Consider the following 14,573-nt stretch of genomic DNA (forward strand, 5'->3'; position numbering starts at 1 on the left):
GGCGAAGGATGTCGCGTCAGGCTTGCGGGCGTGCTTCCGCCGGGATCGCCGCCGGCGGCAGGATTTCCGGCTCCAGCGGCTTTTGCGTTTCGGGCAGCTTGAGCAGCATTTTCAGGAGCCGCGCGATCGTCTGTCGCATCTCCAGCCGCGACACCACCATGTCGACCATGCCGTGCTCCATCAGATATTCGGAGCGCTGGAAGCCATCGGGCAGCTTTTCCCGGATGGTCTGCTCGATGACCCGCGGCCCGGCAAAGCCGATCAGCGCGCCGGGCTCGGCGATGTGCACGTCGCCCAGCATGGCATAGGAGGCAGTGACGCCGCCGGTGGTCGGGTTGGTCAGAACGACGATATAGGGAAGGCCGGCCTCCTTCAGCCGATCGACACCCACTGTGGTTCTCGGCAACTGCATCAGCGACAGGATGCCTTCCTGCATGCGGGCGCCGCCGGAGGCCGCGAACAGCACCAGCGGCCGTTTGCGCTGCAACGCCACTTCAAAGGCATGAACGATGGCGTCGCCGGCGGCCATGCCAAGCGAGCCGCCCATGAAGGCGAAGTCCTGCACCGTCACCACCACCGGCAAGCCTTCGACGGTCCCCAGCGCATTGACGATGGCATCTTCGAGCCCGGTCTTGGCCTTGGCGTCCTTCAGCCGGTCGGTGTAGCGCTTCTCGTCGCGGAATTTCAGCGGATCCTGCACGACCTTGGGGTTTTCGAGCGTCTCGTACTTGCCGTCGTCGAAGAAGAATTTCAGCCGCTCCTTGGCCGAGATCTTCATGTGGTGGCCGGAAGACGGGATGACGAACTGGTTCTGCTCCAGATCCTTGTGGAAGACCATCTCGCCGGTCTCGGGATCCTTGATCCAGAGGTTCTCGGGCATGTCGGTGCGCCGGCCGAGCATCGAATTGATCTTCGGGCGAACGTAGTTGGTGATCCAGTTCATCGCTTCGGCTCCTGTCCTGACGAAGAGGTAGGAAAGACGTAGGAAGACTATTCGGCGGCAGCAAGGCGAGCCGCGCGCACGCCTTGCGAAAGCCCGCTGACCAGCGTGGCGACTGCCTCGGCCGGGTCGGCGGTCTTTTCGCCCTTCGGCCCCAGCACATTGGCCACCGCATTGACGATCGCGGTGCCGACGACGACGCCATCGGCATTGGCGCCGATCACGCGCGCCTGCTCGGCGGTCTTGACGCCGAAGCCGACACAGACCGGCAGGTCGGTATGGCCCTTGATGCGCCCGACCGCCGCCGCCACCTTGCCGGTGTCGGCAAGCGCCGAGCCGGTGATGCCGGTCATCGACACGTAGTAGACGAAACCCGACGTGTTCTGCAGCACCTTGGGCAGGCGCTTGTCGTCGGTGGTCGGCGTCGCCAGCCGGATGAAATTGATGCCGGCCTTCAGCGCCGGAATGCACAGTTCCTCATCCATTTCCGGCGGCAGGTCGACGACGATCAGCCCGTCTATGCCGCTGGCCAGCGCATCCCTGAGGAAGCGGTCGACGCCGTAGATGTAGATCGGGTTGTAGTAGCCCATCAAAACGATCGGCGTCTCATTGTCGCCGGCGCGGAATTCCGACGCCATCTTCAGCGTCTTGACCAGCGTCTGGCCGCCCTTCAGCGCGCGCAGGCCTGCCGCCTGGATCGCAGGGCCGTCGGCCATCGGATCGGAAAACGGCATGCCGAGCTCGATGATGTCGCTGCCGGCGCCGGGCAGCGCCTTCATGATCGACAGGGAGGTGTCGTAATCCGGGTCGCCGCCCATGAAATAGGTGACGAGCGCCGGGCGCCCTTCGGCCTTCAGCTTGGCCATGCGGCGGTCGATGCGGGTGGTCATGATCAGATCTCCATGCCCAGCATATTGGCCACCGTATGCACGTCCTTGTCGCCGCGGCCGGACAAGTTGACGATGACGATCTGGTCCTTGTCCATGGCAGGCACGATTTTCACGGCATGCGCGATGGCATGGGCGGATTCGAGCGCCGGAATGATGCCTTCGACGCGGGTCGTCAGCTTGAATGCCTCCAGCGCCTCGTCGTCGAGGATCGGCACGTATTCGACGCGGCCGGTATCGCGCAGCCAGGAGTGCTCCGGCCCGACGCCCGGATAATCGAGGCCGGCCGAGATCGAGTGCCCGTCCATGATCTGCCCGTCGGCATCCTGCAGTAGATAGGTGCGGTTGCCATGCAGCACGCCCGGCGCGCCGGCATTCATCGAGGCGCAATGCTCGATGCCGTCGAGACCGCGGCCGCCGGCTTCGATGCCGATGATGCGAACGTCTTTGTCGTCGAGGAAGGGATGGAACAGGCCGATGGCGTTGGAACCGCCGCCGACGCAAGCGATGATGGTGTCCGGCAGGCGGCCTTCCTGCTCGAGGATCTGGGCGCGCGCCTCGGTGCCGATCACCGACTGGAAGTCGCGCACCAGCTCCGGATAGGGATGCGGGCCGGCGGCGGTGCCGATCAGGTAATAGGTGTCCTCGACATTGGTTACCCAATCCCGAAGAGCTTCGTTCATGGCGTCCTTCAGCGTGCCGTGGCCGGCGGTCACCGGCCGCACCTCGGCGCCGAGCAGCTTCATGCGGAAGACGTTGGGGCTTTGGCGGGCGACGTCGGTTGCGCCCATATAGACGACGCAGGGAAAGCCGAAACGCGCCGCCACCGTGGCCGACGCCACGCCATGCTGGCCGGCGCCGGTCTCGGCGATGATGCGCTTCTTGCCCATGCGCTTGGCCAGCAGGATCTGGCCGAGACAGTTGTTGATCTTGTGCGAGCCGGTGTGGTTCAGGTCCTCGCGCTTGAAATAGACTTTCGCGCCGCCGCCCAGGCCCTTCGCCGAGGAAACCTCGCGAAGATGCCTGGTCAGGCCTTCGGCGAAGTAAAGCTTCGACGGCCGGCCGGCATAGTGGGTCGAAAGGTCAGTCAGCTCGGCCTTGAAATCCGGATCGTCCTTGACCTCGTTCCAGTGCCGTTCGAGGTCGAGGATCAGCGGCATCAGCGTCTCGGCGACGAAACGGCCGCCGAAGATGCCGAACATGCCCTGTTCGTCGGGTCCGGTGCGGAAGGAATTGGGTATCGCCGGCTTGTCCATCGCCGATCTCCTACTTCTTGTTTTGGAGCATGTCCTTGTCGGAAAAACCGGTTTCCACTTTTCCGGGACATGCTCCGGGTTCTATCCTTCAGGCTGCGCGGGTGTTCCGCGCGGCTCCGACGGCCCGGAAAAACTGTTCGATCAGCGCCGGATCCTTGACGCCAGGCGCGCTTTCCACACCAGAGGAAATGTCTAATCCGGGCGGATTGGCAAGCCGAACGGCATCGCCGATATTGGCGGCGTTCAACCCACCCGAAAGCATGTAATCGACGCCTGCGTCAAGGCCGGCCAGAATGCGCCAGTCGAAGGCAACGCCGTTGCCGCCCGGCAGTTCCGAACCCTTCGGCGGCTTGGCGTCGAACAGGAAACGGTCGGCAATGCCGACGAAGGGTTTTATCCGCTCCAGATCGGCAGCGGCGCTGACGGCCAGCGCCTTCATCACCGGCAGGCCATAGCGGGCCTTGACCTGCGCCACCCGCTCGGGCGTTTCCGAACCATGCAGCTGCAGCATGTCGGGCTGCATTTTCTCAACGATTTCATCCAGCAACGCATCGCCGGCGTCGACCGTCACGGCAACCGCCTTGGCCTTGCCGATCGCCGCTTCACGCAAGCGGCGGGCTTGCGCTGGCTCGACATAGCGCGGGCTTTTGGCGAAGAAAATGAAGCCGACATGGCTGGCGCCGCCGGCCAGTGCCGCGGCTAATGCCTTGTCGGTCTTCAATCCGCATATCTTGATGTCGAGCGCCATGACGCGGGGATTGGCACGAAACGGCAAAAGAGTCGAGAAAAAGCATGCTGTTTGCCGCCAGCGCGGAACGCGCTACCTTCTTCCCAGGGACTGCAGGCGGGAGCAGAAAACATGGCAGACCAAACCGTTGCCCAACTCAGGCAAAAGATCGCGCAGGCCCGCGAGGTCATTGTGCATCTGATGCACAAAGCCGCCTTCAACGGCGCCGAGGCGCAGCGCGCGCTCGACTATTTCGACAGCGACGCCTTCGAGACGGACTTCTTGCCATGGCCGCGCCATGCCGATGGAGGCTTGCGGCCGGAGGAGCTCAACGCAGCGAACGACGATTGATCGGCTAAGCTTTCAAAGCTCGCTTGTCATTGGAGTGTCGCCACTCCCAACGCGCGGCTCAGCTCGTTCATGGCCTCCAATGGAAACTCGTGACGGACCCAATTCTCCTTGTAACCCTTGACGCCATGTGTGTTCAGAACCGCACGAACGGCACTGAGAACTGCTTCTGCGAACTCTCGCAACCCGCATGTGGCTTCAAGTTTCATCTCGCCGAAGTCATCTGGCTCGTCAGACCAGATTTCTGAAAATTCCAGTATCTGCACTCTGACAAATGCGCCTTCCGGCACCAGGACGAAGCGATACTCACCGGGTTCATCACAGAAGCGAGCGACCGAATACCTGGTGCCTTTCAGCGCTTTTAGTGTAGCGCCAAGCAGCTCGTTGAGAGCATCGCCCAGATAAGACGCTGCCACGGTTGCTTGAAGGTCGCCAACCGTCACATCGCACATCGCCCAGCCCGCTCCAATCAGCCGGTATTCGATCCGCGCGGGCATCAATCACTCGAACATGATCGCCTGCAGCGCGCCGCCGTTGCGCTTGAGCCAGTCCTTGCAGCGCTCGGTGTCGGGGCAGAGCTGCTCGCACAATTTCCAGAATTTCGGGCCGTGGTTCATCTCCTTGAGATGCGCCACCTCATGCGCGACGAGGTAGTTTATGACCGGTGCCGGAGCCATCATGATGCGCCAGGAGAAGGACAGATTGCCGTCGGACGTGCACGATCCCCAGCGGCTCGACGTGTCCTTGAAGCGGATCGCCCTGGCGCGTTTGCCGACCGCCCCGGTGTGCTTGATCACCAGCGCCTCGATCTCGCGCTTGGCTTCGCGCTTGAGGAAATCGGCGATGCGGCGCGGCAGATGCACGCGATCGCCATGCACGATCATCAGCGGGCCGCGCTCGTCGCGCGACAGCATGACGGTGCCGCGTTTCGAAGGTTCATGAACGATGCGATGCGGCACGCCGCGCACCGGTATCTTGATGCCGGGCCGCACCTGCGGCCGGTTGGGCACCTTGGCCAGCCGCTGCTCCAGCCAGTCCTGATGCCGGTCCAGGAATTTTTCAACCTCGCCCCGCCGCAGGCCCGGCGGCACGGTGATGCGCAAGCCGCGGCCGCCGGAATCGATGCGCAGCGTCAGGCGGCGCGCCCGGTCGCTCTCGACGATCTTGAGCGGCAGCGTGCGGCCGGCAACGCAATGCTCTCGCTCCACGGCGGGGGCGGGCCTGGGTTTGGTCAGGTTGCGGAAGAAGCCGAATGACATGGCGTGACGATACGCGATTCGAGGAAAACGAATAGAACAAAAAAGAAACGGCGCCGCTGACGCGACGCCGTTTTTTGATTATTTATCGGGGCAAGGGCCTTACTCGTCGAGCAGGCCAGGCGTGGACTTGCCGCTGCGCTTGCCGGTCCCCGTAGAGCCGGTCGATCCACCGGTTGTCGGACCACCGGTTGTCGGGGAGGTCGACTTGTTGCGGTTCGCCATGAAGCGGTCGAACTCTTCCTGGTCCTTGGCGCGACGCAATTCCCTGGCATATTCGTCGAACTCGCTCAGCATCTCGTCGAGCTTGCGGCGCTCTTCATTGAGCCGCTCGAGTTCCTTTTCGCGCCAGTCGTCGAAAGCGACATTGCCGGTGCGGGCGGAGCCGTGGCCCCAGCGCGCCGCCTTGTCGGAACCGCGGCGGCAGCCGGCGAAGATGCCGTCGGTCGCGCGGTTGACGTCGCGCTTGAAGCCGTCAAGCCGGTCGCCCCAGATGATGTAGGCGAGCATGGCGAGGCCGAGCGGCCAGAACACCATGAAGCCGATCACCATCAGTGCGATGGTCGCCGGCGTCCAGGCCGGACGGATCAATGCAGATGTGTTCATTTTCTCCCAGTCCTTCAGTTGGAGACAGCCAATCGCGGCTGCGTGGAATCGAAATGGGAAGGGAAAAACGGCGATTCAAGACAGCCACTGCCAAAACCGGACAAACGGCTGAAATGATTATCGCTTTTTGAGGGTTTCGAGGAAAAGCACGACCAGGCCCGCAATCAGGCCCCAGAACGCCGCGCCGACGCCGAACAGCGTCAGCCCCGAGGCGGTGACGGCAAAGGTGACGGTGGCGGCCATGCGCTCGTCGTCCTCCTTCAGGGCGATCGACAGCGCGTTGGCGAGCGGCGCCATCAGTGCCAGTCCGGCGACCAGCACGATCAGGCTCTGCGGCAGCACCGCGAAGATCGCCACCAGCGAGGCGCCGAAAATGGCGAAGACGAGATAGGCAAGCGCGTAAAAGGGACCGGTCTTCCAGCGCTCGGCGGGATCGGGATGCACGTCGGGGCCGGTGCAGATCGCCGCCGAGATCGCCGCCAGATTGGTGGTCGAGGCCCCGAACGGCGCCGACAGCAGCGAAAGCAGGCCGGTGACGCCGATCAGCGGGCCGGGTTCTGGATGGTAGCCCGCGGCCCTCAGCACGGCGAGACCGGACAGGTTCTGCGAGGCCATGGTGACCAGGTAGAGCGGCAGCGCCAGGCCGATGAGCGCCGTGACGGTGAACTGCGGCGCAATCAGCGTCAATGTCGAAAGTTCAGGCGTCGGCAGGCCGCCGACACGGCCGGTGAGAAAGGCGGCGGCGCCGCCGACGATCAGCACCGCCAGCACCGAGAGCGCCGGATTGAACAGGCGGATGACAAAGAAGGTGGCGATCAGCGGCAGGATCAGCCAGGGGTCGACGGGAATGGCCTTCACTGCGTTGATGGCGAAGGTGACGACAATGCCGGCCAGCATTCCCGACGCGACCGAGGCCGGTATCCTGGCGATCAGCCGGGTCAGCGGCTTGAACAGGCCGGTGGCGATCAAAAGGATGGCGGTGACGATGAAGGCGCCGACGGCCTCGCCCATCGAAAAGCCGTTCGATGCCGCGATCAGCGCCAGGCCCGGCGTCGACCAGGCGGTGATGACCGGCATCTTGGTGCGCCAGGACAGCCACAGGCACTCGATCGTCATCGCCAGGCAGATCGCCGTAACCCAGCTTGCGGTTTCGACCTGCGTCGCGCCCACCGCCTTGGCGGCGGCGATGACGATGGCCAGCGTGCCGCCGAAGCCGACAATCGCCGCGACGTAGGCGGATACCGGAATGGAAATACGCATGTCCCTAGCCTGCCTGCCGCACCATGGCGTCGACCGACCGCACCAGCATGTCGAGATCCTGCGGCCGTGACAGGCGGTGGTCGCCGTCGGGGATCAGCGACAGCGTGACGTCGTCGGCCGGCAGCAGGCCGACCAGTTTCAGCGCATGGCTCGGCGGCACGTCGGCATCGGCCAGCCCCTGCAATATGTGGATGGGGCAATGGGTGTCGATCGGCCCGGTCATTGTCAGGTTGTTGCGGCCGTCCTCGATCAGCGCGCGGGTGTAGATATAAGGCTCGGCCGAATAGTCCGATGGCTCCTCGAAAAAACCCTTTTCGGCAAGGTCGCGCTTCTGCGCTTCGGTCAGCACCGGCTCGACCAGCTCGGCGGTGAAATCCGGCGCCGGGGCCAGAAGCACCAGGCCGGCGATGCGGTTCTCGCCTGCCTTGGGCAATTCTTGGCGCAATTCCTGGACCATGCGCAGCGCGATCCATGCGCCCATCGAGGAGCCGACCAGGATTTGCCTGCCTTGCGTGAAATGGCGGAAGACGGCGAGGCTTTGCGAAAGCCATTTCGAGATGGTGCCGTCGGCGAAGGCGCCACCCGATTCGCCATGGCCGGAATAGTCGTGACGCAGGAAGGCGCGGCCTTGCCCGCTTGCCCAGTCCGACAGCGTCTCCGCCTTGGTGCCCAGCATGTCCGACTTGTAGCCGCCGAGCCAGACAATGCCGGGTGTTGCACCCGCGGCGCGCCTGACAGCGATGCTGGTTCCGTCGACATCGAGAAAAACCGGTGCGGTCATGGCTGCTCCCTCACGCAGGTCTTTTGGCACAACTGGCGGTTCGACGAAAAGTGCTCGGCAACTTTCTTCGTTTGGCACAAGGCTGCAGTAGGGAACAGGGTGATTTCCTGTGAACGCTGTGCTATTGACTCCGGCCGCGCGCTCACCACATTGGCGCGTTCGCAACTGAATTGAAAATCCTGAACGAAACGGCCCAAGGAGACCACGACCATTCGCAGACCTTTCAAAGCAACGGCGCCCACTAAGGAGGGCCCGCGCTCCAACCGTGACATCCGGGTCGCCCGGGTCCAACTTATCGACGCCGAAGGCCAGAACCACGGCGATGTCTCCATCAACGACGCATTGCTGCTCGCCGAAGAGGCTGGGCTCGATCTGGTCGAGATATCGCCCAATGCGGTGCCGCCCGTCGTAAAAATTCTCGATCTCGGCAAGCTGAAATACGCCAACCAGAAGAAGGCGGCCGAGGCGCGCAAGAACCAGAAGGTCATCGAGATCAAGGAGATCAAGATGCGCCCGAACATCGACAGCCATGATTACGAGACCAAGATGAAAGCGGTCCGGCGGTTTTTCGAGGAAGGCGACAAGGTCAAGCTGACATTGCGCTTTCGCGGCCGCGAGATGGCGCATATGGAACTCGGCATGCAGCTTCTGAACAAGGTTCGCGAGGAAGTGGCGCCCATCGCCAAGGTCGAAGCCGAACCGAAGCTCGAAGGCCGTCAGATGATGATGGTGCTGGCGCCACGCTAAAGCGCGTTGCGCTCTAGCCTCTGTTTGTGCATGTCGTTGTCCCAAAACCGCTGCGCATTTTTGGGCGACATGCATTAAATTCGCCTGAATCCTGCTGCAAGGCGTCCCGGCGATCGGCGGGGCGCCTGTTTCTTGGCCAGACGCTGCGATCGCCGGCAAAGTTCCTCGACGATCGGATTCACGACATGCTCAAAGAAGTCAAATCTGCGCAGGCCGAACAAGTGCTAGCCAAGCATGCGCTGGGCAGCTACCAGCACGCGCGCAGGATGGTTCTTGCCGCGCTCGTGGTCGTCCTGTTCGCGGCGCTGCTGTTTGGCCAGTCTTCTTTTCCTCCCGACAGCGTGCCGCACGAAACGATCGAAATGGTCGGCGTCCTGCTGATCTTTCTCGGCATTGTCGGGCGCTTGTGGTCGACGCTCTATATCGGCGGGCGCAAATCCTCCGAGGTGGTGACCGGCGGGCCCTATTCGATCACCCGCAATCCGCTCTATGTCTTCTCCTCGATGGCTGCCGCCGGTGTCGGCGCGCAGATCGGCTCGATCACCGCGACGATCGGCTTTGCCGTGCTTTGCGCCGCCGCCTTTCATGTCGTCATCCTGCGCGAAGAGAAGTTCCTGAAGGAGGCCCTCGGTGCTCCATTCCAGGCCTATATGGCGCGGGTGCCGCGCTTCTTCCCGAAGCTTTCGCTGTATCAGGAAGGCGACACCGGCAGCTTCAAGCCGCGCCTGCTGCGGACCACGCTGCTGGATGGTTTGGTGTTCCTCGTCGCCTTGCCGGCTTTCGAGTTGATCGACGGCGCGCAGGAATCGGGCATATTGCCGGTGCTGTTCCGTTTCCCATAAGCCTGGGCGTCGCGCGCACGGGGTGTTGCGCGCCGGCCCGCTTTGACGTATAGGACCGCCGTTCCCAAAAAACCGCCCGGCAGGGCATGCCGTGGCGGTTTCATTTGCTTTTCGGGCTTTGGTCGGCCTGAAGCGAACAAAACAAGAGGCGTGGAGTGCCAAAGGCACGCCGGAGACCTCAAAGAAACGGAGTAGCAAAATGCCCAAGATGAAGACCAAGTCGGCCGCCAAGAAGCGGTTCAAGATCACAGGTACCGGTAAAGTCCTGTCGGCTGCGGCCGGCAAGCGTCACGGCATGATCAAGCGTTCCAACAAGTTCATTCGAAATGCCCGCGGCACGATGGTTCTGGCTGAACCGGATGGCAAGAAGGTCATCAAGAATTTTCTGCCGAACGGCCTCTAGGGCATGATGCCAAAAAGTTGCAGACTTTTTGGAAGACATCATGCGCCAAACAACAAGAGCATTCGGTCTGGACAGCGTTTTAAGGAGATCATGACATGGCACGCGTAAAGAGAGGCGTCACCTCGCACGCCAAGCACAAGAAGGTCCTGAAAGCCGCCAAGGGTTTCTACGGCCGCCGCAAGAACACCATCCGCATCGCCAAGCAGGCGGTGGAAAAGTCGCTGCAGTATGCCTATCGCGACCGCAAGAACCGCAAGCGCTCGTTCCGCGCTTTGTGGATCCAGCGCATCAATGCAGCGACCCACGAGCATGGCCTGACCTATGGCCGCTTCATCGACGGCCTCAACAAGGCCGGCATCGAGATCGACCGCAAGGTCCTGTCGGACATGGCCATCCACGAGCCGCAGGCGTTCGCCGCGCTTGTGGCCAAGGCGAAGGTCGCGCTCGAATACCTGAAGAACACCACGCCGAACGCTTTTGAAAGCGCTGTAGCCTAACCAGCGCCTTCCCAAGCACTTCGACACTGATTTGGGAAACCCGCGCTGGCAGGGCTGGCGCGGGTTTTTCTTTGCTTCCAATCGAGTCTGGAACATGAGTGACATGGAAACCCTCGAAAATTCCCTGATGACCGACATTGCATCGGCCGCCGACGAGCAGGCGATCGAAGCCGTGCGCGTTTCGGCGCTCGGCAAGAAGGGCTCGGTCTCCGAAATGCTGAAGACGCTCGGCTCGATGTCGGCCGGGGAGCGTCAGGTAAAAGGTCCGGCGATCAACGGGCTCAAGAACCGCATCACCGAGGCGCTTGTCGCGCGCAAGGCCGAGCTGAAGGATGTAGCGATCTCAACCCGTCTTGCCGCCGAAAAGGTCGACGTCACGCTGCCGGTGCGGCAATCGCCGGCCGAGCGCGGCCGCATCCATCCGATCAGCCAGGTCAGCGACGAGATCGCGGCGATCTTCGGCGACCTCGGCTTTGCCATCGCCGAAGGTCCCGATATCGAGACCGACCATTACAATTTCACCGCGCTGAATTTCCCGGAAGGCCATCCGGCGCGCGAGATGCACGACACCTTCTTCTTCCAGCCGGACGAGAAGGGCGAGCGCAAGCTTTTGCGCACCCACACCTCGCCGGTGCAGATCCGCACCATGGAGGCGCAGAAGCCGCCGATCCGCATCGTCATCCCCGGCAAGACCTACCGGCAGGATTCCGATGCCACCCACTCGCCGATGTTCCATCAGGTCGAGGGGCTGGTGATCGACAGGACAGCAAATGTCGCCAACATGAAATGGGTGCTGGAGGAGTTCTGCAAGGCCTTCTTCGAGGTGCCTCAGGTCAAGATGCGCTTCCGCCCGTCCTTCTTCCCGTTCACCGAACCCAGCATGGAGGTCGACATCCAGTGCGACCGTTCGCGGCCGGGCGAGGTGCGCTTCGGCGAAGGCTCCGATTGGATGGAGATCCTCGGCTGCGGCATGGTGCATCCCAATGTGCTGAGATATGGCGGGCTCGATCCCGACGAGTATCAGGGCTTTGCCTGGGGCATGGGCATCGATCGCATCGCCATGCTCAAATACGGCATGCCGGACCTGCGCGCCTTCTTCGACGCCGATGTTCGCTGGCTGTCGCATTACGGTTTTAGGCCGCTCGACATGCCGACGCTGTTCGGAGGCTTGAGCGCATGACAGTGGTCCACACCGGCGGCTGCCGCTGCGGTGCTGTGCGGTTCGAGGCTTCGGCCGAACCGCACCATGTCAGCTATTGCCATTGTGGCGATTGCCGGCGGGCCAGCGGCGCGCCGGTGTCGGCCTTTGTCGGCTTCCTGACCGAACAGGTCACCTTCACCGGCAAGGCGCTGAAGATGTTCGAGAACGGGCCGGTGACGCGCTCGTTTTGCGGCATCTGCGGCTCGCCGATCGCCTATGTCGACGAGCGGCTGGCCGACCAGATCTATTTCATGCTCGGCGCGATGGACATGCCGGCCTATTTCAAGCCGACGCACCATGCCTATGTGCGCGAGCAGCTCCCTTTCCTGCACATGCCCGACGCGCTGCCGCGCCATTTGAAGACCAGCGTGCCCAGACCTGACGGGCAAGGACCAGACGGAACACAGTCATGAAACTCACCCTCTCCTGGCTCAAGGACCATCTCGAGACCGACGCCTCGCTGGCCGAGATCGTCGAGCGGCTGACCTCGATCGGCCTCGAAGTCGAACATGTCGACGACAGAGCGAGCCTGAAACCCTTCGTCATCGCCAAGGTGCTGACGGCGGTGCAGCATCCCGACGCCGACCGGCTGCGCGTGCTCACCGTCGATACCGGCGACGGCAAGGCGCCGGTGCAGGTGGTGTGTGGCGCGCCGAACGCCCGCGCGGGCCTGATCGGTGCCTTTGCAGCACCCGGCACCTACATTCCCGGCATCGACGTGACGCTGACGGTCGGCAAGATCCGCGGCGTCGAAAGTCACGGCATGATGTGCTCCGAGCGCGAGCTGGAACTTTCGGACGAGCATAGCGGCATCATCGACCTGCCCGCCGATGCGCCGGTTGGCACCAGCTTCGCCGCCTATTCCCATCTCGACGATCCGCTGATCGAGATCAATTTGACGCCGAACCGGCCGGATGCGACCAGCGTCTATGGCATCGCGCGCGATCTGGCGGCAAGCGGCCTTGGCCGCCTCGTCGGCGGGGCCATCATGCCGCATGCCGGCAGCGGCATGTGCCCGGTCAAGGTGACGATCGAGGCGCCGGAGCTCTGCCCCGGTTTTGCGCTGCGCCTGGTGCGTGGCGTCAAGAACGGCCCGTCGCCGAAATGGCTGCAGCAAAGGCTGATTGCCATTGGCCTGAGGCCGATCAGCGCGCTGGTCGACATCACCAACTACGTCACCTTCGACCGCGGCCGGCCCTTGCATGTGTTCGACGCCAGGAAGGTCACCGGCAACCTTACCGTGCGCCGGGCACGCGACGGTGAAAAGGTGCTGGCGCTCGACGGCCGCGAATACACGCTGACACCGGAGATGTGCGTGATCGCCGATGAAAGCGGTGTCGAATCCATCGCTGGCATCATGGGCGGCGAGCATTCCGGCTGCGACGAGAACACCACCGACGTGCTGATCGAATCGGCACTTTGGGATCCGATCGCCACGGCCCGCACCGGCCGCACGCTTGGCATCATCAGCGATGCGCGCTACCGGTTCGAGCGCGGCGTCGACCCTGAATTCATGGTTCCCGGGGTGGAGTTGGCGACGAAGTTGGTGCTGGATTTCTGCGGTGGGACGCCGAGCGAGACCGAAGTCACCGGCTATGCCGGCCATGTCGAGAAGATCGTTTCCTTCCCGCTGTCGGAAGTGAAGCGGCTGACCGGCATCGAGGTGCCCAGGGACGAGAGCCTCGACATCCTTGCCCGCCTCGGCTTCAAGCCGGAAGGCGCGGGCGATGTGGTCGATGTGGCGGTCCCGTCCTGGCGGCCGGATGTCGACGGCAAGGCCGATCTGGTCGAGGAGGTCATGCGCATCCATGGCGTCGACAACATCGCCCCGCAGCCGCTCGGCGCGCATGATGCGGTCAACGCCAAGATCCTGACCGTGCTGCAGATCCGCACCCGCGCGACCAAGCGGGCGCTGGCGGTGCGCGGCATGATGGAGGCCGTCACCTGGTCGTTCATCCCGGCAAAACATGCCGAACTGTTCGGCGGCGGCCAGACCGCGCTCAAGCTGGCCAACCCGATCGCCGCCGACATGTCCGACATGCGGCCGTCGCTGCTGCCGGGCCTGATCGCCGCAGCCCAGCGCAACGCCGACAGGGGCATCGGCGATGTCGCGCTGTTCGAGGTGTCGGGTACCTATGAAGGCGATGCGGCCGACCAGCAGCGGCGCGTCGCCGCCGGCGTGCGGCGCGGCACGGCCAAGCTCGAAGGCTCCGGCCGCCACTGGGCCGGCAACGCCGGTTCCGTCGGTGTGTTCGACGCCAAGGCCGACGCGATCGCCGCGCTCGAAGCCTGCGGCGCGCCGGTCGAGCGGCTGCAGATCGAGGCCTGCGGCCCGGCCTGGTATCATCCCGGCCGCTCCGGAACGATCAAGCTCGGTCCTAAAGTGATTTTGGGAACGTTCGGCGAGTTCCATCCGAAGACGCTGGAAGGGCTGGATGTTTCCGGACCGCTTTGCGGCTTCGAGGTCTTCGTCGACGCCGTACCCGAGCCGAAGGCCAAGCCGACGCGGACAAAGCCGAGACTGGACCTGTCCGCCTTCCAGGCGGTCAAGCGCGATTTCGCCTTCGTCGTCGACAAGGCGGTCGAAGCCGGCACGCTGACCCGCGCCGCCCTTGCCGCCGACAAGAAGCTGATCACCAGCGTCTCGGTCTTCGACGTTTTCGAAGGGGCATCGCTGGGTGCGGCCAAGAAATCGGTCGCCATCGAAGTGTCGATCCAGCCTGTCGAAAAGACGCTGACCGACGAGGATTTCGAGGCGCTGGCCAAGCGCATCGTCGAGAACGTGCACAAGCAGACTGGCGGCGTGCTGCGGGGTTAGCTGG

General features: G+C 63.4%; 17 protein-coding genes. 8 read left to right on the top strand and 9 right to left on the bottom strand.

The window, feature by feature from the left end; all coding sequences use genetic code 11:
• Positions 1-16 precede the first annotated feature (16 nt).
• The 4 genes from accD to IQ26_RS22745 form a co-directional block, all read right to left on the bottom strand.
• Entirely contained in the window at positions 17-943 is a 927-nt protein-coding gene (gene accD / locus IQ26_RS22730; protein WP_145720581.1) for an acetyl-CoA carboxylase, carboxyltransferase subunit beta, read from the bottom strand.
• 47 nt (positions 944-990) lie between these two features.
• Positions 991-1,830 carry a tryptophan synthase subunit alpha gene (gene trpA / locus IQ26_RS22735; protein ID WP_145720582.1) on the bottom strand — a complete coding sequence of 280 codons (840 nt, stop codon included), beginning with the start codon at positions 1,828-1,830 and terminating at the stop codon, positions 991-993.
• 2 nt (positions 1,831-1,832) lie between these two features.
• The gene (trpB, locus tag IQ26_RS22740; RefSeq protein WP_145720583.1) at positions 1,833-3,083 is read right to left on the bottom strand and encodes a tryptophan synthase subunit beta; all 1,251 of its coding nucleotides are present in this window, start codon (positions 3,081-3,083) and stop codon (positions 1,833-1,835) included.
• A gap of 88 nt (positions 3,084-3,171) precedes the next feature.
• Positions 3,172-3,831 (bottom strand): phosphoribosylanthranilate isomerase, encoded by a 660-nt coding sequence (locus IQ26_RS22745; protein ID WP_145720584.1) that lies wholly within the window; start codon positions 3,829-3,831, stop codon positions 3,172-3,174.
• A gap of 111 nt (positions 3,832-3,942) precedes the next feature.
• On the opposite strand from IQ26_RS22745, the gene IQ26_RS22750 reads away from it, so the two are divergent.
• Positions 3,943-4,161 carry a hypothetical protein gene (locus tag IQ26_RS22750; protein WP_145720585.1) on the top strand — a complete coding sequence of 73 codons (219 nt, stop codon included), beginning with the start codon at positions 3,943-3,945 and terminating at the stop codon, positions 4,159-4,161.
• Between the two features lie 26 nt (positions 4,162-4,187).
• On the opposite strand, the gene IQ26_RS22755 is transcribed toward IQ26_RS22750, so the two are convergent.
• From IQ26_RS22755 to IQ26_RS22775, 5 genes are all read right to left on the bottom strand, one after another.
• Entirely contained in the window at positions 4,188-4,655 is a 468-nt protein-coding gene (locus IQ26_RS22755; protein ID WP_145720586.1) for a hypothetical protein, read from the bottom strand.
• Positions 4,656-4,658: 3 nt separating this feature from the next.
• Positions 4,659-5,417, bottom strand: coding sequence for a M48 family metallopeptidase (locus IQ26_RS22760; protein ID WP_145720587.1), 759 nt, complete (start codon positions 5,415-5,417; stop codon positions 4,659-4,661).
• 99 nt (positions 5,418-5,516) lie between these two features.
• Entirely contained in the window at positions 5,517-6,020 is a 504-nt protein-coding gene (locus IQ26_RS22765) for a DUF2852 domain-containing protein (protein WP_145720588.1), read from the bottom strand.
• Between the two features lie 117 nt (positions 6,021-6,137).
• Entirely contained in the window at positions 6,138-7,280 is a 1,143-nt protein-coding gene (locus IQ26_RS22770) for a benzoate/H(+) symporter BenE family transporter (protein WP_145720589.1), read from the bottom strand.
• Between the two features lie 4 nt (positions 7,281-7,284).
• On the bottom strand, positions 7,285-8,061 hold the full coding sequence (locus IQ26_RS22775; protein ID WP_145720590.1) for an alpha/beta hydrolase: 777 nt from the start codon (positions 8,059-8,061) through the stop codon (positions 7,285-7,287).
• A 210-nt stretch (positions 8,062-8,271) separates the two neighbouring features.
• On the opposite strand from IQ26_RS22775, the gene infC reads away from it, so the two are divergent.
• From infC to pheT, 7 genes are all read left to right on the top strand, one after another.
• On the top strand, positions 8,272-8,808 hold the full coding sequence (gene infC, locus IQ26_RS22780; RefSeq protein ID WP_126036976.1) for a translation initiation factor IF-3: 537 nt from the start codon (positions 8,272-8,274) through the stop codon (positions 8,806-8,808).
• Positions 8,809-8,993: 185 nt separating this feature from the next.
• Positions 8,994-9,650 (top strand): methyltransferase family protein, encoded by a 657-nt coding sequence (locus IQ26_RS22785; RefSeq protein WP_145720591.1) that lies wholly within the window; start codon positions 8,994-8,996, stop codon positions 9,648-9,650.
• 199 nt (positions 9,651-9,849) lie between these two features.
• The gene (rpmI, locus tag IQ26_RS22790; RefSeq protein WP_006201248.1) at positions 9,850-10,053 is read left to right on the top strand and encodes a 50S ribosomal protein L35; all 204 of its coding nucleotides are present in this window, start codon (positions 9,850-9,852) and stop codon (positions 10,051-10,053) included.
• A gap of 95 nt (positions 10,054-10,148) precedes the next feature.
• Positions 10,149-10,550, top strand: a complete 402-nt coding sequence (gene rplT / locus IQ26_RS22795) for a 50S ribosomal protein L20 (RefSeq protein WP_023796882.1) — start codon at positions 10,149-10,151, stop codon at positions 10,548-10,550.
• 94 nt (positions 10,551-10,644) lie between these two features.
• Positions 10,645-11,730 carry a phenylalanine--tRNA ligase subunit alpha gene (pheS, locus tag IQ26_RS22800; RefSeq protein ID WP_145720592.1) on the top strand — a complete coding sequence of 362 codons (1,086 nt, stop codon included), beginning with the start codon at positions 10,645-10,647 and terminating at the stop codon, positions 11,728-11,730.
• The gene (locus IQ26_RS22805) at positions 11,727-12,164 is read left to right on the top strand and encodes a GFA family protein (RefSeq protein WP_145720593.1); all 438 of its coding nucleotides are present in this window, start codon (positions 11,727-11,729) and stop codon (positions 12,162-12,164) included. Before pheS ends, IQ26_RS22805 begins: the two co-directional genes overlap by 4 nt.
• Positions 12,161-14,569, top strand: a complete 2,409-nt coding sequence (gene pheT / locus IQ26_RS22810) for a phenylalanine--tRNA ligase subunit beta (protein WP_145720594.1) — start codon at positions 12,161-12,163, stop codon at positions 14,567-14,569. Before IQ26_RS22805 ends, pheT begins: the two co-directional genes overlap by 4 nt.
• Positions 14,570-14,573: the final 4 nt, after the last annotated feature.

The sequence above is a fragment of the Mesorhizobium tianshanense genome, assembly GCF_007830515.1.
Taxonomy (GTDB): domain Bacteria; phylum Pseudomonadota; class Alphaproteobacteria; order Rhizobiales; family Rhizobiaceae; genus Mesorhizobium; species Mesorhizobium tianshanense.